Below are 23,080 nucleotides of genomic sequence, written 5' to 3'. Positions count from 1 at the left end.
TCTAGCAAATCCAGCCACGCCGACGAGCGCGATTGCCTTATTTTGCGCCGCTTTCGCGCCACATGTGCGCAATCCCACGCGGCTTGCCGCGGCCGGGCTGGCAAGCGTCGCAAGGTCATTTGGCGATCACGGGTTCCGTGGTAATGTCGTCGCATCAATCGAGGCGAATGAAGATGAACAACGATACCAATCAACGCGCGGTGCAGACTCCCGCTAACAGCTTCCCAACCGAATCCTTCGACGACGCCGCCGAAGCGGTCACCCGCCTCTCGGCGATTTACGAAGCGAACACCTCGTTCCTGCGCGACGCCTTTGCGCGCTACCGCCGCAACGAGTTGTTCGAACGCCGGGTGCGTGCCTGTTACCCGTTCGTGCGTGTGCGTACCGAGATCAATACCCACATCGATTCGCGCCGGTCGTACGGTTTCGTCGCGGGTCCGGGCGTGTTCGAGACGACCGTCACGCGGCCGGACCTGTTCGGCAATTACTATCGCGAGCAATTGCGGCTGCTGGCCAAGAATCACCACGTGAAGATCGAGGTCGGCGTGTCGGAGCAGCCGATTCCGATTCATTTCGCGTTCGCCGAGGGCATTCACCTTGAAGGTGATCTGGATCGCGAACGCCTGTTCCTGATGCGCGACGTGTTCGATACACCGGATCTGGCGCTGCTCGACGATCGCATCGTCAACGGCACGTACGAGCCGCTGCCGGGCGACCCGCATCCGCTTGCGCTGTTCACGGCGGCGCGGGTGGACTTCTCGCTGCATCGGCTGAAGCACTACACGGCCACGTCGCCGACGCATTGCCAGAATTACGTGCTGTACACGAACTATCAGTTTTATATCGACGAGTTCGTCAAACTCGGCCGCACGATGATGGCCCACACCGACGACGAGGAACTGCGCGCGTATCGCAGCGAATACACGTCGTTCGTCGAACCCGGCGACGTGATCACGTACAACGAGAATCTCGGCGAACAGGCGCAGGAGGGCACCGCGCCGCCGCGTCTGCCGCAGATGCCCGCCTATCACCTGAAACGCGCGGACGGCAGCGGCATCACGATGGTCAACATCGGCGTCGGGCCATCGAACGCGAAGACCATCACCGACCACATCGCCGTGCTGCGCCCGCATGCGTGGATCATGCTGGGTCATTGCGCGGGGCTGCGCAATACGCAGCGTCTCGGCGACTACGTGCTGGCGCACGGCTACGTCCGCGAGGATCACGTGCTCGACGACGACCTGCCGCTGTGGGTGCCGATTCCGGCGCTCGCCGAAGTGCAGGTTGCGCTGGAGCGTGCGGTCGCGCAGATCACGCAACTGGACGGTGTAGAACTCAAGCGCGTGATGCGTACGGGCACGGTGGCGAGCGTCGACAACCGCAACTGGGAACTGCGCGATCATCGCGAGCCGGTGCAGCGTCTGTCGCAAAGCCGCGCGGTTGCGCTCGACATGGAAAGCGCGACGATCGCGGCAAACGGTTTTCGTTTCCGGGTGCCCTACGGCACGTTGCTGTGCGTGTCGGATAAGCCGCTGCACGGCGAGTTGAAATTGCCCGGCATGGCCGACCAGTTTTATCGCGCGCAGGTCGATCAGCATTTGCAGATCGGCGTGAAGGCGATGGAGTTGCTGCGGATGAACGGTTTGCATCGACTGCATAGCCGGAAGCTGCGCAGTTTCGCGGAAGTGGCGTTTCAGTAACGACTCGCTTCGAAGTAAGAAAATTCTCAGTTTCTCTTATAAAGAGAAAGGGATTTTATGTCTTGAGCGTGAACGAAAATTTTACACCCAAAATTTGTTGAAAACGTTAGTAACGGATGCTACATTAACGGTCATGTAGCCCTTGGCAGTAAGCCGACGCACCTCATCCAGCGCCGCGCCGAACCCTTGGGCTTTTTTGCATTCTGGGCCGGTAAAACAGGGGGTGAAAATGTCGACAGCGATCCTCATCGACGGGGCTTTCTTCATCAAGCGCTTTCGCGCAATCGAACCACACAATGCTCATGACGCGCGCCGGGCTGCGGAATGCGCCCATCGGTGGGCTTGCGCGCATTTAACGTTTAGGAATCCTCGGCGCAATGGTGGCGGCGCGGGAACGGGGATCGAGCGCGAGCGGGGGCCACAGCAGCGGCACGATCTTTATCGTATTTTCTTTTACGACTGTCCGCCGCTCGACAAGAAGATGCACAACCCGATCAGCAAGCAGGCAATCGATTTCGGCAAATCCAGCGAGGCAACGTTCCGTCTGGAATTGCACGAACATCTGCGCGGCATGCGGAAGGTCGCGCTGAGGCTCGGGCATCTGTCGGCATTCACGCAATGGGCGATCAAGCCCGACAAGGTGGCGCTCTTGTTGTCCGGCAAGATTCAGATGGCGGATATCACGCCCAACGATGTAGCGGTCGACTTTCGGCAGAAAGGCGTGGACATGCGCATCGGGTTGGACGTTTCATCGCTGGCATTCAAGAAACAGGTCGATCAGATCGTGTTGATCGCCGGCGACGCCGACTTCGTGCCCGCGGCAAAACAGGCGAGGCGCGAGGGCATCGATTTCATTCTCGATCCGATGTGGCAACACATCCCCGCCAATCTGCACGAGCATATCGATGGTCTGCGATCCACGTGCCCGCAGCGACCTCGCGTCACATCTGCCCGAACCCCGTCAATCCGATCAAACTTCCCGCGGCCAGCAGCCAGAGCGGGTGCACCCGAGTCTTCAATGACAATGCCGCTGTGAAGGCGGTGATGCCCCATGCGATCGCCGTCGGGTCCGATGCCCTTGCGATCAGCACCGCGCTCGCCGCGACAATGCCCGCCGTCACCGGCACTAGCCCCAGTTGCGCGTAGCGTCGCCACGGGCGGTCCTTGAAGCGCTCCCACGCGTGCAACGCCAGTATCGTCACCAGCGACGACGGCCCGAACTTCGCTACCGACGTCACCAGCATCCCCGCCCAGCCGGCCACATGCCAGCCGACCAGTGTGACGATCATCAGGTTCGGTCCCGGCGCCGCCTGCGCGAGCGCGAACAATGCGCTGAACTCGCTGGCCGGCATCCAGTGGTGCACGTCCACCACCTGCCGCTGCATCTCCGGAAGAATCGTATTGCCGCCGCCGAACGCGAGCAGCGAGAGCTGACTGAAAATGACCGCGAGGGCAATGAGCGTGTCGGTCATCGGGCGCTCCTCGATGCAATGTAGATGCTGAGCGGCGTCAATACGAGCATGGTGGGCAACAGCGGTAGACGCAATACCGCGATGGCGACGAAACCGAGCGCGGCGATCACTGCCGCCAGCGGCTTATTGCGCAACGGCAGCACGATTTTCACCGCCATCGAAATCAGCAAGCCCGCCGCGGCAGCGGCCAGTCCAGCAAAAAGATGACGCACATGCGGATCGTTCTGCGTATGTTCGTACAGCACACCGAGTCCGATCACCACCAGCGAAGGCCCCGCGATCAACCCAAGCAGACCGGCCAACGCGCCCGGCACGCCGCGAAAGCGCATGCCCATCGCGACCGATAGATTGATGACGTTGCCGCCCGGCAAAAATTGGCACAGGCCCAGCAGGTCGGTGAATTCTTCGCTGGTGAGCCAGCGGCGCTGTTCGACCAGCGCGCGCCTCGCCAATGGCAGCGCTCCGCCAAACGAAATGAGTCCAAGGCCGAGAAAGCCGCCGAAAATTTCCCGCAGTGTGGGTGTTGGCGCGAGTGCGGACTCGGGCGCGGTGAGGTCTTGATCCATATTGCAGGCTTCCAGTTCAAGCTCAGCAGATTAGCGCCGAACCCGTGGCGCGCAAAACGATTTTTCGGTGCGCCTTTGTGATCTAGAATCACAAGCATGGCCCGTAATCTTCCTCCCTTCCCGGCGCTGCGCGCTTTCGAAGCCGCCGCGCGTCACGAAAGCTTCACCGCCGCGGCGAACGAATTGCATGTGACGCACGGTGCAATCAGCCGCCAGGTGGCGTCGTTCGAAACGTGGCTTGGCGTGCAGGTGTTCCAGCGCCGCGGCAAGCGCGTGCGTCTGACCGACGACGGCCGCCGCTATCTGTCCACCGTGCAGGCCGCCTTCGACAGCATCGCACTCGCCACCGATCAACTGCGCGACACCGGCGTCGTCCACGTCTTGCGCGTGAACGCGCTACCCACGTTCGCGATGAAGTGGTTGTTGCCGCGTCTGCATCAGTTCCAGCGCAAGGTGCCGAACGTGGAACTGAGATTGTCCACTTCGAACGCGCCGGTCGATACGCTGGAGAGTTTCGATGTCGCGGTGCGTCGCGGGCCCGCGCATTGGCCAAATTGCGTGAGTGGCCACTTTCTTGGAGAGAGCGAGATACCGGTGTGCAGTCCGGCGCTGTTGCAGCGCTCGCCGATCAAGGTTGCCGACGATCTCGCGCGGCACGTGCTGCTGCATTCCGATACGCGACCGGATGCATGGGCCAACTGGTTATCGGCGGCAGGGGTGACGGTTAAATGCCGGAAGAAGCAGTCGTTCGACCACTTCTACCTGGCGTTGCAGGCGGCGGTGGATGGTCTCGGCGTGGCGCTCGGACCGTTGCCCTTGCTCGCGGATGAACTCGTGTCCGGGCGCCTGGTCGTGCCGTTGAGCGGTCCGCGAATCGATGCGCGCGGCTATTGGTGGGTGGCGCGCCGCGAGGTTGCGCAGGCGCCGCTGGTCGCGCAATTCTGCGAGTGGCTGCAGGCGCAAGGCGACCAGACGGATGTCGCTGAAGCGGGCAGCCTGGAGGCTGCCCCTTAGCCAGGGTTACAGATAGAACATCCGGTCTTCATCCGATTTGGCCGGATGCGGTTCGGCTTCTTCGCGGTCTTCGTAGAACTTCAGCACCGCTTCGAGCACCTGATCCGGATCGTCGATCACCTGCATCAGATCCATGTCGGTGGGATTGATCAGGCCCATCGGCGTGAGCGAGTTCTTGAACCACGCGAGCAGGCCTTCCCAGAACTCGGCGCCCACCAGAATGATCGGCACGTGGCGCGACTTCTTGGTTTGGATCAGCGTGAGTACTTCGGCGAGTTCATCCAGCGTGCCGAAGCCGCCCGGCATCACGATCACCGCGTCCGAGTTCTTCACGAACGTGACCTTGCGCGTGAAGAAATGGCGGAAGCGCAGCGAGATGTCCTGCCACTGATTGCCCGATTGTTCGTGCGGCAATTCGATGTTCAGACCGACCGACGGCGCCTTGCCCGCATGTGCGCCCTTGTTGGCCGCTTCCATGATGCCGGGGCCGCCGCCGGAGATCACCGCGAAGCCCGCATCGGAGAGCTTGCGCGCGATTTGCGTGGCGAGTTTGTAGTACGGCGAGTTCGGCTTGAGCCGCGCCGAACCGTAGATGCTGACGGCCGGACGAATCTCCGAGAGGTACTCGGTCGCCTCGATAAACTCTGCCATAATCGTGAACATCTGCCACGATGCGCGGGCCTTCTTGGCCGTTGCGCGCTCTTGATCTGCGAGCGATCGCAGACTCGGAATCACTTTTCTCTTAGTCATAATGCCTGAAGAACGAAACCTTGAAGGTAAGACCCTGCTATTGGTCGACGGTTCGAGTTATCTGTACCGGGCCTACCATGCGATGCCTGATCTGCGCGGTCCCGAAGGCGGCCCCACGGGTGCGCTCTACGGGATGATCAACATGCTGCGGCGCATGCGCAAGGAAGTCACGGCAGAGTATAGCGCGTGCGTGTTCGACGCCAAGGGCAAAACGTTTCGCGACGACTGGTATCCCGACTATAAGGCGAACCGTCCATCGATGCCGGACGATCTCGCGCGTCAGATCGAGCCGATTCACGTGGCCGTGCGCGCGCTCGGCTGGCCCTTGCTGATGATCGAAGGCGTCGAGGCCGACGACGTGATCGGCACGCTCAGCACCGCAGCCGAGAAACACGGCATGAACGTGATCGTGTCGACCGGTGACAAGGATCTGGCGCAGCTCGTGTCGGATCATGTCACCCTCATCAATACGATGACCAACGAAACGCTCGACCGTGCCGGCGTGATCGCCAAGTTCGGCGTGCCGCCGGAACGCATCATCGACTATCTGTCGTTGATCGGCGATACGGTCGACAACGTGCCGGGCGTCGAGAAGTGCGGGCCGAAAACCGCGCTCAAGTGGCTCACGCAATTCGACTCGCTGGATGGCATCGTCGCACATGCGGACGAGATCAAAGGTGCGGTAGGAGACAATCTGCGCCGCGCGCTGGATTTCCTGCCGATGGCGCGCAAACTCGTGACCGTCGAGCGCCATTGCGATCTGACCGCGCACATCGTGTCGATCGAGGAAAGTCTGCAAAGCAAGCCGGAAGCGCGCGACGAACTGCGCGACGTGTTCGCGCGCCACGGCTTCAAGACCTGGCTGCGCGAGGTGGAAATCGCCGACGTCGTGGAAGGTCCGCAAGTGGACGCGGAACCGGCGTTGTCGGTGGATCACGAGCGGCACTATGAAACCGTGCAGACGTGGGAGCAGTTCGACGCGTGGCTCGCAAGGATCGACGCCGCCGAACTGACTTCGTTCGATACGGAAACCACCTCGCTGGATCCGATGGTCGCGCAGATCGTCGGCCTGTCGCTCTCGGTCGAAGCGGGACACGCTGCTTACGTGCCGCTCGCGCATCGCGGTCCGGACGCACCCGTGCAGTTGCCGCGCGACGAAGTGCTCGCCAGGCTCAAGCCGTGGCTTGAAAGCGCCGATCGCAAGAAGGTCGGTCAGCATCTGAAGTACGACGAGCAGGTGCTGGCCAATTACGGCATTGAAATGCGCGGCATCGAGCACGACACGTTGCTGCAATCGTACGTGGTCGAATCGCACCGCACGCACGACATGGACAGCCTCGCGCTCCGCCATCTCGGCATCAAGACGATCAAGTACGAAGAAGTCGCGGGCAAGGGTGCGTCGCAGATCGGTTTCGACGAGGTTGCGCTCGAAACCGCCGCCGAATACGCGGCGGAAGATGCCGACGTCACGCTGCGTCTGCATCAAGCGCTGTATCCGCAAGTCGCCGCGGAAAAAACGCTCGAGTACGTGTACCGCGAAATCGAAGTGCCGACCTCACGCGTGCTGCGCAAGATGGAACGCACCGGCGTGCTGATCGACGCGGAGAAGCTGCGCGTGCAGAGCAGTGAAATCGCCGCGCGTCTGATCGAACTCGAGAAAGAAGCGTATGAGCTGGCCGGCGGCGAATTCAATCTCGGCTCGCCGAAGCAGATCGGACAGATCTTCTTCGAGAAGCTTGCATTGCCGGTGGTGAAGAAGACCCCGAGCGGCGCGCCGTCCACCGACGAAGAAGTATTGCAGAAGCTCGCCGAAGATTATCCGCTGCCGAAGATCCTGCTCGAACATCGTGGTTTGTCGAAGCTCAAATCGACCTACACCGATAAATTGCCGCGCATGGTCAACGCCAGCACGGGCCGCGTGCATACGAACTACGCGCAGGCCGTGGCCGTCACCGGGCGTCTCGCATCGAACGATCCGAACCTGCAGAACATTCCGGTACGCACCGGCGAAGGCCGCCGGATCCGCGAGGCGTTCATCGCGCCGCCCGGACACAAGCTGGTCTCCGCTGATTATTCGCAGATCGAATTGCGGATCATGGCGCACATTTCCGGCGACGAATCGTTGCTGCGCGCATTCTCGCAGGGCGAAGACATTCACCGCGCCACCGCGGCGGAAATTTTCAGCGTGACGCCGCTCGAAGTGTCGAGCGATCAGCGCCGCGTGGCCAAGGTCATCAACTTCGGTCTGATCTACGGCATGAGCTCGTTCGGCCTCGCGTCGAACCTCGGCATTACGCGCGACGCCGCGAAGCTCTATATCGACCGCTATTTCGCGCGTTATCCGGGGGTCGCGCGCTATATGGACGAAACGCGCGTCAGCGCGAAGGCCAAGGGCTATGTCGAGACGGTGTTCGGCCGCCGCCTGTGGCTGCCGGAAATCAACGGCGGCAACGGCCCGCGCCGCCAGGCCGCCGAGCGCGCGGCAATCAATGCGCCCATGCAAGGCACGGCCGCCGACCTGATCAAGCTGTCGATGATCGCGGTGCAGAAGTGGATCGAAGACTCGAAAATCGGCACGCGCATGATCATGCAGGTGCACGACGAATTGATCCTCGAAGTGCCGGACGCCGAACTGTCCGACGTGCGCAAGCGTTTGCCCGAGCTGATGTGCGGCGTCGCCGATCTCAAGGTGCCGTTGGTTGCCGAGGTCGGCGCCGGTCTGAATTGGGAAGAGGCACATTGACGCACAGGTGACGGCTAGCGATAACGTCGTGCGCATGTCACATATGCGCATTGATAGCTTGTGACAAACCGTGCCGCTCACGGACAATCGCTGAAAGACGGCGCGTTGCGACGCGCCGTGCGACGCATAACCGATCAGCAAACACGGAGAGTTCAATGCATCGATTTATCGTCGTTGGTGGAGGCGCGGGGGGGCTGGAGTTAGCGACGCGTCTGGGCGATCGCTACGCGCCCCACAAGAACAAAGGCGCCGCGCGCGCGCAGGTGACGCTCGTCGACCGCAACCCGACCCACATCTGGAAGCCGCTGCTGCATGAAGTGGCGGCGGGCAGCATGGACCCGTTCACGCAGGAACTCGAATATGCAGCGCAGGCGCGCTGGCATGGCTTTGAATTCCAGCAGGGCGAACTGGCCGGTCTCGACCGCGCCAACAAGCGTCTCACGCTCGGCACGGTGCTCGACGACGACGGCGCCGAGCTGTTGCCCGAGCGTGAACTTGAATACGACACGCTGATCATCGCGATCGGCAGTACCACGGCATTTTTCGGCGTGAAGGGCGCGCCCGAGTTTTCGCTCGCACTCGATACGGTCAGCCAGGCCGAGCGCTTCCGCAAGCGTTTGATCGCGGCGTGCATGCGCGCCGAACATCAGGTGCATGAACCCGTCGAGGCGACGCCGGACGAGGGCGCATCCGGTGAACCGCGCATCCAGGTGGCGATCGTCGGCGGTGGTGCGACGGGCGTCGAACTGTCGGCGGAGTTGCGCAATACCGCTCAGGTGTTGTCGGCGTATGGCCTGCATAAGCTCGATCCGCGGCATGACGTCGGCATCGTGCTGATCGAGGCGGGGCCGCGTATCTTGCCGGCCTTGCAGGAGCGCGTGTCGACGGCGACCGCCGAGCTGCTGACCAAGCTCGGCGTGAAGCTGATGATCGGCGAGACCGTCGCCGAAGTCGCGCCCGGCATGATTCGCACCGCGAGCGGCAAGACCGTGCGCGCCGATCTGACCGTGTGGGCGGCGGGCATCAAGGCGCCGGCCATTCTGAGTCAACTCGACGAACTGCCGGTCAACCGGCTCGGCCAGCTCGTCGTGCGCCGCACGCTGCAAACCGAGATCGACGATAACGTGTTCGCGCTCGGCGATTGCGCGGCGTGTCCGTGGCCCGGCAACGAGCGCAATGTGCCGCCGCGCGCGCAGGCCGCTCACCAGCAGGCGAGCTTTCTGATGAAGGCGCTCGCCGCGCGGCTCGACAACAAGCCGTTGCCGGAATTCACCTACCGCGACTTCGGCTCGCTGGTGTCGCTCGGGCATTTCAGCGCGGTCGGCAATCTGATGGGCGGGGTGATCGGCGGCAACATGCTGATCGAGGGGCTGTTCGCGCGCTTCATGTATATGTCGCTGTACCGGCTGCATATCGCCGCGTTGCACGGCTATGCGCGGATGGTGCTCGATACGTTCGCGCACTGGCTGCGGCGGACCACGCTGCCGCGCGTCAAGCTGCACTGATGTCGCTCCGCTGAAGCCGGCGGCGCCGCGCTTACGGGCGGCGCCGGCCCAGTGGTCAGGCGCCCGGCCTTCGATCTCCGGCTCGTGCGTTCCTCGGGAAAGCCGCTCCTGCAACAGGATGCCCGTCAGGCGTATCCTGTTGCCTCCAACGTCCAACCGAGGAGCGCCGCATGCTGAAACCCGAGATCGACAGTCTGGTCCCGCACGTTCCATTCAATCGCCGTACCTTCATCAAGGCCGCGCTTGGCACTGGCTTCGCGGCCGCCGTGCTGCCGGTGTCGGCGCAAACCATTCATACCGATAGCGAAGGCCTCGAGGCCGGCGAGGTGGCCGTGCATTCCGGCGACACGCTGGTGCCCGCGTATCGCGCGCAGCCGAAGGGCAAGACGCATCTGCCGGTGATCATCGTCGTGCATGAGATTTTCGGGGTGCACGAGCATATCGCCGATGTCTGCCGGCGCTTCGCCAAGCTGGGTTATCTGGCGATCGCACCGAATCTGTACGAGCGGGAGGGCGACCCGTCCGTCTATACGAGCATGCAGCAGCTCAACGAGCAACTGGTCAGCAAGGTGCCCGACGCGCAAGTGCTGGCCGACCTCGATGCGACCGTCGCGTGGGCTGGCGAGCATGGCGGCGACCTGAACCGATTGGGCGTGAACGGCTCCTGCTGGGGCGGACGCATCGCGTGGCTGTACGCCGAGCACAATCCGCGGTTGAAGGCGGGCGTGGCGTGGTACGGGCGCGTGACGGGGCAGAAGACCGCGAACACGCCAGCCAATCCGCTCGATGAAGTGGCGCAGTTGCATGCGCCGGTGTTGGGCTTGTATGGACGCCAGGATCAGAGCATTCCGCAGGACACGCTCGAACAGATGAAGCAGGCAATCGCACAAGGTCCGGAGGCCGGACGCGGTTCGCAGTTCGTCGTGTACGACGATGCGGGTCACGCGTTTTTCGCGGACTACCGCCCGAGCTACAAGAAAGCCGATGCCGAGGATGGCTGGCGTCGCGCGTTGGTGTGGTTCAAGCAGCACGGGGTGGCTTGACGGCGCGTTTATTTCGTCAGCGAGCACTGGCGAACGCTGGATTGTCCCGCTGCTGTAAAAAAGCCGTTGCCGCTAACAAGCGGCAACGGCTTTTTCATTGCCGACCAGCGCAGGCTTCTATCTACCTGTCCGTGCTCAAGGATTCGGCCCGGTGCCGATCGGCCGCTTCGGGTCCGAACTCCATTCGCTCCATGAGCCCGCATACAGCGCCGCGCCGTGCAGGCCGGCAACTTCCATCGCGACCGCATTCACGCACGCCGTCACGCCCGAGCCGCATTGCAGCACCACATGCTCCGGCGGCGTATCGCCCAGGATTGCGTGGAACTCTTCTCGCAGCGTGTGCGCCGGCTTGAAGCGGCCGTCCGCGGTGAAGTTGTCCTTGAAGAAGCGATTCAGCGCACCCGGAATATGACCGCCGACGCGATCCAGCGTCTCGTTCTCGCCGCGATAGCGATCGGCGGCGCGCGCGTCGACGACCACGCGCTCCCTCGACGCGAGATTGCGTTCCACACCTTGCGCGTCGATGGTGACCGCGAGCGGTGCGTGAGCCTTGAAATCGCCGGTGTTCTGCGCCGGCACGTCCTGCGTCAACGGCTGACCGGCCGCCTCCCACGCCTGCAAGCCGCCGTCGAGCAGCGCGACCGAGTCATGGCCGAGCCAGCGCAACAGCCACCACGCACGGGCCGCGTACATGCCGCCTTGCGAGTCATACGCGACCACCTGCTGGCCTTGCTTCAAGCCGCGCGACTCCAGCGTTTCCACGAGACGCGCGCGATCCGGCAGCGGATGACGCCCGTTGGTGCCGGTCTTCGGCCCCGACAGATCGCGGTCGAGATTCAGATAGTGTGCGCCCGGCAGATGTCCGGCGAGATAAGCCTTTTCGCCGGCTTCCGTGTCGGCCAGATCGAACCGGCAATCGATCACGAAGACGCTGCCCGGCGCGGCGGCGAGCCGTTCCGCGAGATTCGTCGCGGAGATCAGCGTGGTGTAGTGAGTGTGCGGCATGACGTCTCCTTCATAGGCGATGGCGGCTGCGTTCGGCGGCGTGTTGCCGCGACTGCATGACCGGGCTATCCCGGTAGTCTAAACAAAAAAAGACGGACCGCAGTCCGTCTTTCCTTGCTCTCATTCGTTGCGCTGACGCTGCTTGCGAACGACTCGAGGCCTGGCCGATTCAAACGTCGAGATCGACTCAGATCGTGCCGAGTTCGCGCCGCAAAAACTCGTGGAAGTGCTGCATGCCGTCTTCCATCGGGCTTTGGTACGGGCCGACCTGCGACTCGCCGCGGTCCATCAGCGCACGGCGTCCGGCGTCCATGCGCTCGGCGATTTCGTCGTCTTCGCGAGCCGTTTCCATATAGGCGGCGCGCTCGGCTTCGACGAAGTCGCGTTCGAACAGCGCGATTTCCTCAGGGTAATAGAACTCCACGACGTTCGTGGTTTTCTGCGGCCCGCGCGGGATCAGCCACGACACCACCAGAACATGCGGATACCACTCGATCATGATGCCGGGGTAGTACACCATCCAGATCGCGCCGAATTCGGGCGGGTTGCCGTCGCGGAAGCGCAGCACTTCGTCGTGCCACTTGCGATACGTCGGGCTGCCCGGCTGTTCCAGATCCTTGTGCACGCCGACTGTCTGTACGCTGTACCAGTCGCCGAATTCCCACGTCAGATCGTCGCAATTGACGAAGCTGCCGAGGCCCGGATGGAACGGCGCGACGTGATAGTCCTCCAGATAGACCTCGATGAAGGTCTTCCAGTTGTAGTTGCACTCGTGTACTTCGACGTGATCGAACATGAAGCCCGAAAAATCGAAGTGATGCCGGGGGCCGAGGCGCGCCAGATCGCGCGCGACCTCGCGGCCCTGCGCTTCGAACAGCAGGCCTTGCCAGTTCTGCAGCGGCGTGGCGCCGAGGTTCAGGCACGGGTTGTCCGCGAAATGCGGCGCGCCGAGCAACTCGCCGTGCAGGTCGTATGTCCAGCGGTGCAGCGGGCAGACGATGTTCTCCGTCTGGCCGCGGCCGTTGAGCATGATGGCTTGCCGGTGGCGGCACACGTTCGACAGCAGTTCGACTTGCGACTGCTGGTTACGGACGAGCACGCGCCCCTCGCTTTCGCTGGGCAAGGCAAAATAATTCCCCGCTTCGGGCACCATCAGATCGTGGCCGATGTAGCGAGGACCTTTCTTGAAAAGGGTTTCGATTTCGCGCGTTAGAAGCGCTTCGTCAAAGTAAGCCGTGACTGGCAGCTGGCTGTGGACAGACCGCAACTGCAATGCATTGCTCAGATTGGACATTCCCACTCCCGTGAAGACGTGAAAGCAGTGAACAACCCAACCATCGAAGATTCGATTTAGGGAGCCCGCGATTATACCCGTTTCCCCATCCCCGGGGCACGTAAGTAGTTCATTTGGATCAAAAATGTCGCGGAAGTTCGTGGTTTTTCGACCCGGCCCCAAGGATTTTTTTCTGCGACACTCGGGTGACGCGGGCGGATTAATTACACGATGAACGGAGGGAAAGGCCTCGGAGGGAGGCGGCGAGCGGATCGGAAATGTCGCTTTTGCCGTAGAATGTCCGACTTGTTTTAATTTTGCGACTATTCATGGCGAAGACCGCATCGAAAGATACTGCTGCCGCGCCTGCCGAGGGCGTCGACACCACGCCGCTGCCCGGGAACTACGAGGCCGCTCAGGCCGAGCTGGAAGAACTGGTGGCGCGCATGGAAAGCGGCAGTCTCAGCCTCGAGGAGTCGCTGACCGCCTACCGGCGCGGCGCCGCGCTCGTGGCGTTCTGTCAGCAGCAGCTCGAGAAGGTCGAGCAGCAGGTACGCGTACTCGACGGCGAGACGCTCAAACCGCTGCCCGTGAATAGTGCAGGCACAGCCGCTACTGAAAGCGGGGACGACCTATGACATTCGAACCATGGATGCGCTCGGTTCTCGAGCGTGTCGAGACGGCGCTGGAACACTATCTGCCCACCGAGGCCACCGAGCCGGGCAAGCTGCATGAAGCCATGCGCTACGCGGTATTGGGCGGCGGCAAGCGGGTTCGCCCGCTGCTGTGCCATGCGGCCGGCGAGCTGACCGGCGCGCGCGCCGATTGCCTCGACGCGGCGTCGGCGGCGCTGGAAATGATCCACGTGTACTCGCTCGTGCACGACGACATGCCGTGCATGGACGACGACGCGCTGCGTCGCGGCAAGCCCACGGTGCACGTGCAATATGACGAACCCACGGCCTTGCTGGTCGGCGACGCGCTGCAATCGCAGGCGTTCGTCGCGCTGACGTCGGACGTTCTGGCCCCGGCGCAGCAGGCTGCGCTGGTGCGCGAACTGGCGTTGGCGAGCGGCTCGATCGGCATGTGCGGCGGTCAGGCGATCGACCTGGCGAGCGTCGGCCATACGCTGACGCGCCCGCAGCTCGAAACCATGCATCGGATGAAAACCGGCGCATTGCTGCGCGCGGCTGTGCGCATGGGCGCGCTGGCCGGCGCCGCGCCGGACGCCGACGCAATGCGCTCGCTGGATGCCTACTCGGCCGCTGTCGGCCTCGCGTTCCAGGTCGTCGACGACATTCTCGACGTCACGACCGACTCCGCGACGCTCGGCAAGACCGCAGGCAAAGACGCGAAGGACGGCAAGCCGACCTACGTGTCGATTATCGGGCTCGACGCTTCGCGCGCGCTCGCCGCGCAGTTGCGCAGCGACGCTCACGCGGCGCTGGCGCCGTTTGGCGCACGCGCGCAGCGTCTTGCCGAATTGGCCGACCTGGTGGTGAACCGGGTCAGCTGAACGCGAAAGCCCGCCGCCGCGCGCCTTCCCCACGAGGTGCATGAATGAAGTGCGGGCGCGTAAGTTTTCCTACAATGGAACGACGATGTACGACTTGCTGAAAACCATCGACGACCCGGCGGCCCTGCGCCGCCTCGATCGCCGCCAACTGCAACCGCTTGCCGACGAGTTGCGTGCCTTTGTGCTCGACAGCGTCTCGCAGACGGGCGGCCATCTTTCGTCCAACCTCGGCACGGTCGAGTTGACCATTGCGCTGCACTATGTGTTCGATACGCCGCGTGACCGGATCGTTTGGGACGTGGGCCATCAAACCTATCCGCACAAGATCCTGACCGGCCGTCGCGACCAGATGCACTCGCTGCGTCAACTCGGCGGCATCTCGGGCTTCCCGAAGCGCGATGAGTCGGAATATGACACGTTCGGCACCGCCCACTCCAGCACGTCGATTTCGGCGGCGCTCGGCATGGCGATCGCGAGCAAGCTGCAGGGCGAGAACCGCATGGGCATCGCCGTGATCGGCGACGGCGCGATGACCGCCGGCATGGCCTTCGAGGCGATGAACAACGCCGGCGTCGAAGACGACGTGCCGCTGCTGGTCATCCTGAACGACAACGACATGTCGATTTCGCCGCCGGTGGGCGCGCTGAACCGCCATCTCGCGCGCCTGATGTCGGGCCGCTTCTATGCCGCCGCGCGCGCCGGCGTCGAACGCGTGCTGCGCGTCGCGCCGCCCATGCTCGATCTCGCCCGCAAGCTCGAAGAGCACGCGAAGGGCATGATCGTGCCGGCCACGCTGTTCGAAGAGTTCGGTTTCAACTACATCGGCCCGATCGACGGTCACGACCTCGACTCGCTGATTCCGACGTTGCAGAACATCAAGGAACTGCGTGGTCCGCAATTCCTGCACGTCGTGACGAAGAAAGGCCAGGGCTACAAGCTCGCCGAGGCGGATCCGGTGCTCTACCACGGCCCGGGCAAGTTCAATCCGGCTGAGGGCATCAAGCCGGCCGCCACGCCGTCGAAGAAGACCTACACGCAGGTGTTCGGCGAATGGCTGTGCGACGCAGCCGAACTGGACGCGCGCGTGGTGGGCATCACGCCGGCCATGCGCGAAGGGTCGGGCATGGTCGAGTTCGAGAAGCGCTTCCCGGATCGTTACTTCGATGTCGGCATCGCCGAGCAGCACGCGGTGACGTTCGCCGGCGGTCTGGCCGCCGACGGCATGAAGCCGGTCGTCGCGATCTATTCGACCTTCCTGCAACGCGCTTACGATCAGTTGATTCACGACGTCGCGCTGCAAAACCTGCCGGTGGTGTTCGCCATCGACCGTGCAGGTCTGGTCGGCGCGGACGGCGCCACGCACGCGGGTGCGTACGATCTCGCGTTCCTGCGCTGCATCCCGAACATGACGGTGATGGCAGCATCGGACGAAAACGAGTGCCGTCAGATGTTGTACACGGCGCTGCAACAGCCGAATCCGACGGCGGTGCGCTATCCGCGCGGCGCCGGCACGGGCGTCGCAACCGTCAAGCAGATGGCCGCGCTGCCGGTCGGCAAGGGCGAAATCCGCCGCGAGACTTCGCAACCGGCGGGCAAGCGCATTGCGATTCTGGCGTTCGGCACGATGGTCGCGCCGTCGCTGGCGGCCGCCGAGCAACTGGACGCCACGGTTGCGAACATGCGCTTCGTGAAGCCGCTGGACGCCGAACTGGTTCGCCAGCTGGCCGAAACGCACGACGCGATCGTCACCGTCGAAGAAGGCTGCGTGATGGGCGGCGCGGGTTCCGCGTGCGTCGAAGCCCTGCTTGAAAGTGGGGTTTTGCGACCCGTACTACAATTGGGCCTCCCCGATCAGTTCATCGATCATGGGGATCCGGCCAAGCTGCTCGCCGCATGCGGTCTCGACGCCGCGGGCATCGCCAAGTCGATTCGCGAACGCTTCCTCACGAACGGCGCGGTCGGCGGTCAGTCGTCGGTGAAGCGCGTCGCCTGAGGCGGCGCCGCTCGCTGAAGGCCGCGGCACTATCGCGGCTATAGCAATCTCCAACTTGAATCAGTGGGCCTTCGGGCCCATCATCCAACGCCGGCAGGGGCCGGCGTTTGCCGTTGCGCGACCTGATCCGCACGGCCGCCGAAGGCGCCCGCTTCCGCCGGTTTGCGGCAGTTCGAGGTGCGATCCTGCTGGTGGAGTTTGACTCCGCGAAGGCAAGGGGCGGCCTGGATGGCCCGGCGATTTCTGGAAAGGACAAGACAATGAATCAGATGAACCCTGCTTTCGTGATGCCCGACGTGCAAAGCACGCCCGACACGCGTCAGATTCCGATCCAGCGTGTTGGCGTGAAGGCCGTGCGTCATCCGCTGACGGTGCGCACGCAAGCCGGCGACGTGCAACCGTCGGTCGGCACGTGGAATCTCGACGTGCATCTGCCCGCCGAGCAGAAAGGCACGCACATGTCGCGGTTCGTCGCGTTGCTCGAAGAGAACAAGGCGCCGCTCGAGGCCGCTACGTTCCGCACCATGCTGGCCTCGATGCTCGAGAAGCTCGAAGCCGAGGCGGGCCGGATCGAAGTGTCGTTCCCGTACTTCGTGAACAAGACCGCGCCTGTGTCGGGCGTGCAGAGCCTGCTGGACTACGAAGTTACGTTGACCGGCGAGACGCGCAACGGCGTGACGCGTCTGTTCCTGAAAGTGCTGGTGCCGGTCACGAGCCTGTGCCCGTGCTCGAAAAAAATCTCGCAGTATGGTGCGCACAACCAGCGCTCGCACGTCACGATCAACGCCGAACTCGCCGGCGACGTGGCCGTGGAAGAACTGGTCCGTATCGCGGAAGAAGAAGCGTCGTGCGAACTGTGGGGTTTGTTGAAGCGTCCGGACGAGAAGTTCGTGACGGAGCGTGCGTATGAGAATCCGAAGTTCGTCGAAGATCTGGTGCGCGACGTTGCGCAGCGTCTGAATGCGGACGAGCGGATTGTCGCGTACGCGCTCGAAGCGGAGAATTTCGAGTCGATCCACAATCACAGCGCGTACGCGGTGATCGAGCGGGATAAGCGGGTCGCTTAAGAAGGGCGTGACTCGCACCACGAGATTGGCCAAGGTCGATCTCGCAGAATGCAAAAAGCCGCTTTTCAAGCGGCTTTTTGCATTTCTCCCGGGCAGGGCGGCCTTTTTCAGTCAGCGCGCTAACGACGTCAAATCCCAGCGCGGCTTCACGGTGAACGCGTAGTCCTTACCCGACTGATCCGGCCAACGCTGCAACCGCAACGCGCCGGCCAGCGCGATCATGGCGCCGTTATCCGTGCACAGCGACAAATCCGGGTAGTGCACGTAGAAATTACGCTTCTTCGCCGCGGCAGACAGGGCTTCGCGCAATTGCCGGTTCGCGCCGACGCCGCCGGCCACCACCAGACGATTGAGTTTGGTCTTCTTCATCGCGGCCAGCGACTTCGCCGCCAGCACTTCCACCGCTGCATCGACAAATCCGCGCGCCAGATCGGCTTTCGCCTGGTCGCAGATATTCGCGCCGCCGAGTTTTTTCGCGTGCGTGAGCACGGCAGTTTTCAAGCCGCTGAAGCTGAAATCGAGATCGCCCGAATGCAGCATGGGGCGCGGCAGCACGACCGCGCCGGGCGTGCCGAACTCGGCCATGCGCGACACTTCCGGGCCGCCCGGATAACCGAGGCCGAGCAGCTTGGCGGTTTTGTCGAAGGCTTCGCCGGCCGCGTCGTCGAGCGTTTCGCCGAGGGTTTCGTAGACGCCGACATCCGTCACGCGCATCAACTGAGTATGGCCGCCGGACACCAGCAGCGCGACGAACGGAAACGGCGGCGGTTCGTCCACCAGCAGCGGCGACAGCAAATGGCCTTCGAGGTGGTGGATACCGATGGTCGGTTTATCCCACGCCATGGCGAGCGAATTGGCGACGCTCGCGCCGACTAGCAGCGCCCCCGCGAGACCCGGCCCTTGCGTATAGGCGATCGCGTCGATGTCGCCGCGTGCCGCGCCGGCACGCTCCATCACCTCTTCGAGCAAGGGCAGCGCGCGCCGGATGTGGTCGCGCGACGCCAGTTCCGGCACCACGCCGCCGTACTCCCGATGCATCGCGATCTGCGAATGCAGCGCGTGCGCGAGCAGGCCGCGCTCGGTGTCGTAGAGCGCAAGACCGGTTTCGTCGCAGGAGCTTTCGATGCCGAGTACGAGCATGATGAATGTTTGGGAGTGAACGGCTGCGGCCGCCGGCGCACGGCCGAAAAGCGAAAGTAAGCCTGAAAGTATAGCAGTGCCGACAAGCGGCCGCAGACGCGCAGGTACAATGCGGCCCCATGGAATCCTTCGATATTGCGGTGATCGGCGCGGGCGCGGCCGGCATGATGTGCGCAGCCGTGGCCGGTCAACTCGGCCGTCGCGTGGTGCTGATCGACCACTCGCAGCGTCTCGCGGAAAAAATCCGCATCTCCGGCGGCGGCCGGTGCAACTTCACCAATCTGTATGCCGGGCCGGCGAATTATCTGTCGGCGAATCCGCATTTCTGCCGTTCGGCGCTGGCGCGCTACACGCCGCGCGACTTCATGGCGCTGCTCAAGCGGCATCACGTCACCTGGCACGAAAAGCACAAGGGGCAGCTCTTCTGCGACCAGTCGAGCGACGCGATCATCAATGTGCTCAAGGCCGAGTGCGATGCCGGCCGGGTTGCGTGGCGCACGCCGCTGTCCGTCGAGCAGGTGCGGCAGGACGCGCAGGGCCATTACACGCTCGACACGCCGTCGGGCTCGATATCCACGCGCGCGTTGGTGATCGCGACCGGCGGCCTGTCGATTCCCAAGATCGGCGCCACGGATTTTGCGTACCGCTTGGCCAAACAATTCGGCCATAAACTGATCGATACGCGCCCGGCGCTGGTTCCGCTCACCTTCGCGGCGGCCGATTGGGAGCCGTTTTCGGCGCTCTCGGGGTTGTCGCTCGAAGTGCAACTGGCGACCGGCAACAAGAAGACCGGCGTGCAATTTACCGAAGACTTGCTGCTGACCCACCGTGGCCTGTCCGGGCCGGGCGTGCTGCAAATTTCGAGCTACTGGCAGCCTGGCGAACCGATCCACATCAATCTGTTGCCCGAGCAGGACGCCACCACGGCGCTCCTCGAAGCCAAAACCGGAACGAAGCGTCAGATTGCGAACCTGCTGTCGGAATGGGTGCCGCAACGTCTCGCGCACGTCTGGCTGGAAACCCATCAGATTCCCGCCGAGGCCCGTGTGGCGGACCTGCCGGACAAGACGCTACGCCGAGTCGGCGAGGCGCTGTCCCGCTGGACGCTCATCCCCAACGGCACGGAGGGCTACCGCAAGGCCGAAGTGACGCGCGGCGGCGTCGACACGCGCGACCTCTCTTCATCGACGATGATGAGCGCGAAAGCGCCTGGCCTGTACTTCATCGGCGAGGCGGTGGACGTCACCGGCTGGCTCGGCGGCTACAATTTTCAATGGGCGTGGGCCTCGGGCGTGGCGGCCGGCCAGGCGGCCGCGGAGCACGTTTTAGGGGCTTGACGGCGCAGTAGCTTTGTGAGAAAGCTCTGCTATACTCCTGAACCTTTACAAAGTTTCGTTATTGAAAAATGACGACCATCCGCGTAAAAGACAACGAGCCGTTTGAAGTCGCCATGCGTCGTTTCAAGCGCACCATGGAGAAAAACGGCTTGTTGACGGAACTTCGCGCTCGCGAGTTTTACGAAAAGCCGACGGCTGAGCGTAAGCGCAAGAAGGCCGCCGCGGTGAAGCGTCATTTCAAGCGTCTGCGTGCGCAGATGCTGCCAAAGAAGTTCTACTGATACTGATTCTGGCGTTGTCGCGGTTTCGTTCAACGGCGCGGCAACATCCAACCGGTGAAGGCGCTGTCGGCGCCGTCACGGAAAACATGGCCTTTCCGGCCAGCCGGAAGGTCACATCCGGGTCGCATCCATTACGCACATCGCGCCAACCCGCTTGAGGAAGCAGTCCCAAGCGGGTTTTTGTGTTTAATGCGGTCGATCCGGCTGTTTTTTCAAATTCCAACGCATTCGGGTGAGTAATGAGCCTCAAGGACCAGATCAACGACGATATGAAAGCCGCCATGCGCGCGCGTGAAACCGAGCGCCTCGGCACGATCCGTCTGCTGCTCGCGGCAATCAAGCAACGCGAAGTCGACGATCGGATCACGCTGGATGACGCCGCGATCACCGCGGTTGTCGACAAGATGATCAAGCAGCGCAAGGACTCGATCAGCCAGTTCGAAGCGGCGGGTCGCACGGATCTCGCGGACAAGGAAAAGGCCGAGCTGGCGATTCTGACTGCCTACATGCCGGCGCAGATGTCCGAGGCGGAGATCGTCGCCGAAGTGCAGGCAGCGGTTGCGCAAACCGGCGCCGCCGGCCCGCAGGACATGGGCAAGGTGATGGGCGTGCTCAAGCCGAAACTGGCCGGCCGCGCCGACATGACCGCCGTGTCGGCGCAAGTCAAAGCCGCGCTCGCGAAGTAATCTCCGTCCGTTTTAGTGTGCGCGTGCCGTTGCTGGACGGACGGCGCGCGCAGCCTTGAGCTTTTCAGGTAGCGCATTTAACGTGATTCCTCCGTCATTCCTGCAGGATCTGCTCAACCGCGTCGATATCGTCGACGTGGTCGGCCGGTATGTGCAGCTGAAAAAGGGCGGCGCGAACTTCATGGGGCTGTGCCCGTTTCATAACGAAAAGAGCCCTTCGTTTACTGTTAGTCCGACTAAACAGTTTTATCACTGCTTCGGGTGCGGCGCGCACGGGACGGCCATCGGTTTCCTGATGGAGCACGTCGGCGCATCGTTTCCCGAGGCGGTCAACGAACTCGCGCAATCGGTCGGGTTGACCGTACCGAACGAACCGTCGCCGGGTTATGGCGGGGGCGGCGGCGGTTATGCGCCGGCAGCCTCCAAGGCTGTGACCACTGCTCTCTCGGACGTCATGCAGACCGCTTGCGACTTCTATCGCAAGCAACTGCGCAGCGCGCCCGGTGCGATCCAGTATCTGAAAAAACGTGGCCTCACGGGTGAAATCGCCGCGCGCTTCGGGCTCGGTTATGCGCCGGACGGCTGGCAGAATCTGGAATCGGCATTTCCCGATTATCGGGACGATTCGCTGGTTGAGTCGGGGCTCGTGATCGTCAGTGAAAAGTCGGACGCGCAGGGTCAGAACCGTCGCTACGACCGCTTCCGCGAGCGGATCATGTTCCCGATCCGCAATGTGAAGGGGCAGGTGATCGGCTTCGGCGGGCGCGTGCTGGACGGTGGCGAGCCGAAGTATTTGAATTCGCCCGAAACGCCGCTATTTAACAAGGGCAGCGAGCTGTACGGCCTGTTCGAGGCGCGTCTGGCGATTCGCGAACAGCATTACGTGCTCGTCGTCGAAGGCTACATGGACGTGGTCGCGCTCGCCCAACTCGGGTTCCAGAACGCGGTCGCCACGCTCGGCACGGCTTGCACGCCGATTCATGTGCAGAAACTGATGCGCCAGACCGATACGGTCATTTTCAGTTTCGACGGCGACTCGGCGGGACGGCGCGCGGCGCGCCGGGCGCTCGACGCCTGCTTGCCGCACGCGGCCGACAATCGCACCATCCGCTTCCTGTTCCTGCCCACCGAGCATGATCCGGACAGCTACGTGCGCGAATTCGGCACCGAGGCGTTCGCCGAGCAGGTCGAACGCGCGATGCCGCTGTCGCAGTTCATGCTCAACGAGGTGCTGACCGGCAAGGAGCTGGATCAGCCCGAAGGCAAGGCCCGCGCGCTGTTCGACGCCAAGCCGCTGCTGCAGGCACTGCCGGCCAACGCGCTGCGCGCGCAGATCATGCATATGTTCGCCGACCGGCTCGATGTGCCGTTCGACGAAGTGGCGGCGCTATGCGAGGTCGACGCGCGGATCGCGGCGGCGGCCCGCTCGGCGCCGGCCCGCAAGGACCGCCGCAGCGTGACCGGCATCGAGGAAAAGACGCTGCGCAATCTGGTGATGCACCCGCGCACGGTCGCGGTGCTCGACGAAGAGGCCGAGCAGGCGTTGCTGACGGTGACCCGGCACGGGGAATTGTTCGAGGAAGTGACGACGCACGCACGTGCGCTGGGCGATTCGGCGGAATTTCAACTGCTGTCGGATCTATTGCGAAACGGCGCAAACGCCCCAACTTTCGAGGAAATCTTTCGCAAAATTCTAGACTATGATGAAAACGTCCGGGATTTACTGCTGAAAGACCCCGAGGATGCGACCGTCATCGAGGAACGGCGCGAACAGGAACGGATTGTCGGCGAGGAATTGAAAGCGGCGATTCTGAAGATGCGGTACGACGCTTATTGCGAACGTCTCGAGCAACTATCGCGACAGTCCCGGCATACGCCGGAGGAGTTCGCGGAGCTTTCGGAATTGAATCGGAAGCGGGCCGACATGAAGCGCCAGCTCGGGCTGTAGACGGGTTGAAAAAGGCCGAAGTGCTATAATAAAAGGTTTCC

20 protein-coding genes are annotated in these 23,080 nt (G+C 63.0%); 14 read left to right on the top strand and 6 right to left on the bottom strand.

Annotated elements, in window-relative coordinates:
* Positions 1-173: 173 nt before the first annotated feature.
* Entirely contained in the window at positions 174-1,700 is a 1,527-nt protein-coding gene (locus LFL96_RS26245) for an AMP nucleosidase (protein ID WP_281003615.1), read from the top strand.
* A gap of 229 nt (positions 1,701-1,929) precedes the next feature.
* Positions 1,930-2,736: an NYN domain-containing protein gene (locus LFL96_RS26240; protein ID WP_281003614.1), complete on the top strand. Its 807-nt coding sequence runs from the start codon at positions 1,930-1,932 to the stop codon at positions 2,734-2,736.
* Here LFL96_RS26240 and LFL96_RS26235 read toward each other — a convergent pair.
* Together LFL96_RS26235 and LFL96_RS26230 are read right to left on the bottom strand one after the other, a co-directional pair.
* Entirely contained in the window at positions 2,642-3,172 is a 531-nt protein-coding gene (locus LFL96_RS26235) for a chromate transporter (RefSeq protein WP_281003613.1), read from the bottom strand. The two genes, LFL96_RS26240 and LFL96_RS26235, sit on opposite strands and share 95 nt — an antisense overlap.
* Positions 3,169-3,738 (bottom strand): chromate transporter, encoded by a 570-nt coding sequence (locus tag LFL96_RS26230; protein WP_281003612.1) that lies wholly within the window; start codon positions 3,736-3,738, stop codon positions 3,169-3,171. Before LFL96_RS26230 ends, LFL96_RS26235 begins: the two co-directional genes overlap by 4 nt.
* Positions 3,739-3,834: 96 nt before the next feature.
* Here LFL96_RS26230 and LFL96_RS26225 point away from each other — a divergent pair, with 96 nt between their 5' ends.
* On the top strand, positions 3,835-4,752 hold the full coding sequence (locus tag LFL96_RS26225; RefSeq protein ID WP_281003611.1) for a transcriptional regulator GcvA: 918 nt from the start codon (positions 3,835-3,837) through the stop codon (positions 4,750-4,752).
* A 6-nt stretch (positions 4,753-4,758) separates the two neighbouring features.
* Here LFL96_RS26225 and LFL96_RS26220 read toward each other — a convergent pair whose 3' ends face one another.
* Entirely contained in the window at positions 4,759-5,502 is a 744-nt protein-coding gene (locus LFL96_RS26220) for a TIGR00730 family Rossman fold protein (protein ID WP_073428625.1), read from the bottom strand.
* Between the two features lies 1 nt (position 5,503).
* Here LFL96_RS26220 and polA point away from each other — a divergent pair, with 1 nt between their 5' ends.
* From polA to LFL96_RS26205, 3 genes are all read left to right on the top strand, one after another.
* Positions 5,504-8,245: a DNA polymerase I gene (gene polA, locus LFL96_RS26215; protein WP_281003610.1), complete on the top strand. Its 2,742-nt coding sequence runs from the start codon at positions 5,504-5,506 to the stop codon at positions 8,243-8,245.
* A 155-nt stretch (positions 8,246-8,400) separates the two neighbouring features.
* Entirely contained in the window at positions 8,401-9,750 is a 1,350-nt protein-coding gene (locus tag LFL96_RS26210) for an NAD(P)/FAD-dependent oxidoreductase (RefSeq protein WP_281003609.1), read from the top strand.
* Between the two features lie 170 nt (positions 9,751-9,920).
* Positions 9,921-10,793 (top strand): dienelactone hydrolase family protein, encoded by an 873-nt coding sequence (locus tag LFL96_RS26205; protein WP_281003608.1) that lies wholly within the window; start codon positions 9,921-9,923, stop codon positions 10,791-10,793.
* Positions 10,794-10,928: 135 nt separating this feature from the next.
* On the opposite strand, the gene LFL96_RS26200 is transcribed toward LFL96_RS26205, so the two are convergent.
* On the bottom strand, positions 10,929-11,798 hold the full coding sequence (locus LFL96_RS26200; RefSeq protein WP_281003607.1) for a sulfurtransferase: 870 nt from the start codon (positions 11,796-11,798) through the stop codon (positions 10,929-10,931).
* A 187-nt stretch (positions 11,799-11,985) separates the two neighbouring features.
* Entirely contained in the window at positions 11,986-13,092 is a 1,107-nt protein-coding gene (locus LFL96_RS26195) for an aromatic ring-hydroxylating dioxygenase subunit alpha (RefSeq protein ID WP_281003606.1), read from the bottom strand.
* Positions 13,093-13,400: 308 nt separating this feature from the next.
* On the opposite strand from LFL96_RS26195, the gene LFL96_RS26190 reads away from it, so the two are divergent.
* From LFL96_RS26190 to folE2, 4 genes are all read left to right on the top strand, one after another.
* Positions 13,401-13,709 (top strand): exodeoxyribonuclease VII small subunit, encoded by a 309-nt coding sequence (locus LFL96_RS26190; protein WP_281003605.1) that lies wholly within the window; start codon positions 13,401-13,403, stop codon positions 13,707-13,709.
* Entirely contained in the window at positions 13,706-14,587 is an 882-nt protein-coding gene (locus LFL96_RS26185) for a polyprenyl synthetase family protein (RefSeq protein WP_281003604.1), read from the top strand. Before LFL96_RS26190 ends, LFL96_RS26185 begins: the two co-directional genes overlap by 4 nt.
* Positions 14,588-14,672: 85 nt before the next feature.
* On the top strand, positions 14,673-16,580 hold the full coding sequence (dxs, locus tag LFL96_RS26180; protein WP_281003603.1) for a 1-deoxy-D-xylulose-5-phosphate synthase: 1,908 nt from the start codon (positions 14,673-14,675) through the stop codon (positions 16,578-16,580).
* 260 nt (positions 16,581-16,840) lie between these two features.
* Positions 16,841-17,647: a GTP cyclohydrolase FolE2 gene (gene folE2, locus LFL96_RS26175; RefSeq protein WP_281003602.1), complete on the top strand. Its 807-nt coding sequence runs from the start codon at positions 16,841-16,843 to the stop codon at positions 17,645-17,647.
* Positions 17,648-17,758: 111 nt separating this feature from the next.
* On the opposite strand, the gene tsaD is transcribed toward folE2, so the two are convergent.
* Positions 17,759-18,787, bottom strand: a complete 1,029-nt coding sequence (gene tsaD / locus LFL96_RS26170; protein ID WP_281003601.1) for a tRNA (adenosine(37)-N6)-threonylcarbamoyltransferase complex transferase subunit TsaD — start codon at positions 18,785-18,787, stop codon at positions 17,759-17,761.
* Between the two features lie 119 nt (positions 18,788-18,906).
* On the opposite strand from tsaD, the gene LFL96_RS26165 reads away from it, so the two are divergent.
* From LFL96_RS26165 to dnaG, 4 genes are all read left to right on the top strand, one after another.
* Positions 18,907-20,124, top strand: a complete 1,218-nt coding sequence (locus LFL96_RS26165; RefSeq protein WP_281003600.1) for an NAD(P)/FAD-dependent oxidoreductase — start codon at positions 18,907-18,909, stop codon at positions 20,122-20,124.
* 68 nt (positions 20,125-20,192) lie between these two features.
* Positions 20,193-20,405: a 30S ribosomal protein S21 gene (gene rpsU, locus LFL96_RS26160; RefSeq protein ID WP_281003599.1), complete on the top strand. Its 213-nt coding sequence runs from the start codon at positions 20,193-20,195 to the stop codon at positions 20,403-20,405.
* A 239-nt stretch (positions 20,406-20,644) separates the two neighbouring features.
* A complete protein-coding gene (locus tag LFL96_RS26155) occupies positions 20,645-21,091 on the top strand; it encodes a GatB/YqeY domain-containing protein (RefSeq protein WP_281003598.1) in 447 nt (148 codons plus the stop codon).
* 82 nt (positions 21,092-21,173) lie between these two features.
* Positions 21,174-23,039, top strand: coding sequence for a DNA primase (gene dnaG / locus LFL96_RS26150; protein WP_281003597.1), 1,866 nt, complete (start codon positions 21,174-21,176; stop codon positions 23,037-23,039).
* Positions 23,040-23,080: the final 41 nt, after the last annotated feature.

Origin of the sequence: Paraburkholderia sp. D15 (assembly GCF_029910215.1) — a bacterium.
Taxonomy (GTDB): Bacteria; Pseudomonadota; Gammaproteobacteria; order Burkholderiales; family Burkholderiaceae; genus Paraburkholderia.
The sequence above is the reverse complement of the archived record's forward strand: the minus strand, read 5'-3'. Positions and strand labels throughout refer to the sequence as shown.

Excerpts from the sequence above, each read along its gene's own strand:
- LFL96_RS26245 (WP_281003615.1), top strand. The coding sequence starts at position 174 with ATGAACAACGATACCAATCAACGCGCGGTGCAGACTCCCGCTAACAGC.
- LFL96_RS26240 (WP_281003614.1), top strand. The coding sequence starts at position 1,930 with ATGTCGACAGCGATCCTCATCGACGGGGCTTTCTTCATCAAGCGCTTT.
- LFL96_RS26235 (WP_281003613.1), bottom strand. The coding sequence starts at position 3,172 with ATGACCGACACGCTCATTGCCCTCGCGGTCATTTTCAGTCAGCTCTCG.
- LFL96_RS26230 (WP_281003612.1), bottom strand. The coding sequence starts at position 3,738 with ATGGATCAAGACCTCACCGCGCCCGAGTCCGCACTCGCGCCAACACCC.
- LFL96_RS26225 (WP_281003611.1), top strand. The coding sequence starts at position 3,835 with ATGGCCCGTAATCTTCCTCCCTTCCCGGCGCTGCGCGCTTTCGAAGCC.
- LFL96_RS26220 (WP_073428625.1), bottom strand. The coding sequence starts at position 5,502 with ATGACTAAGAGAAAAGTGATTCCGAGTCTGCGATCGCTCGCAGATCAA.
- polA (WP_281003610.1), top strand. The coding sequence starts at position 5,504 with ATGCCTGAAGAACGAAACCTTGAAGGTAAGACCCTGCTATTGGTCGAC.
- LFL96_RS26210 (WP_281003609.1), top strand. The coding sequence starts at position 8,401 with ATGCATCGATTTATCGTCGTTGGTGGAGGCGCGGGGGGGCTGGAGTTA.
- LFL96_RS26205 (WP_281003608.1), top strand. The coding sequence starts at position 9,921 with ATGCTGAAACCCGAGATCGACAGTCTGGTCCCGCACGTTCCATTCAAT.
- LFL96_RS26200 (WP_281003607.1), bottom strand. The coding sequence starts at position 11,798 with ATGCCGCACACTCACTACACCACGCTGATCTCCGCGACGAATCTCGCG.
- LFL96_RS26195 (WP_281003606.1), bottom strand. The coding sequence starts at position 13,092 with ATGTCCAATCTGAGCAATGCATTGCAGTTGCGGTCTGTCCACAGCCAG.
- LFL96_RS26190 (WP_281003605.1), top strand. The coding sequence starts at position 13,401 with ATGGCGAAGACCGCATCGAAAGATACTGCTGCCGCGCCTGCCGAGGGC.
- LFL96_RS26185 (WP_281003604.1), top strand. The coding sequence starts at position 13,706 with ATGACATTCGAACCATGGATGCGCTCGGTTCTCGAGCGTGTCGAGACG.
- dxs (WP_281003603.1), top strand. The coding sequence starts at position 14,673 with ATGTACGACTTGCTGAAAACCATCGACGACCCGGCGGCCCTGCGCCGC.
- folE2 (WP_281003602.1), top strand. The coding sequence starts at position 16,841 with ATGAATCAGATGAACCCTGCTTTCGTGATGCCCGACGTGCAAAGCACG.
- tsaD (WP_281003601.1), bottom strand. The coding sequence starts at position 18,787 with ATGCTCGTACTCGGCATCGAAAGCTCCTGCGACGAAACCGGTCTTGCG.
- LFL96_RS26165 (WP_281003600.1), top strand. The coding sequence starts at position 18,907 with ATGGAATCCTTCGATATTGCGGTGATCGGCGCGGGCGCGGCCGGCATG.
- rpsU (WP_281003599.1), top strand. The coding sequence starts at position 20,193 with ATGACGACCATCCGCGTAAAAGACAACGAGCCGTTTGAAGTCGCCATG.
- LFL96_RS26155 (WP_281003598.1), top strand. The coding sequence starts at position 20,645 with ATGAGCCTCAAGGACCAGATCAACGACGATATGAAAGCCGCCATGCGC.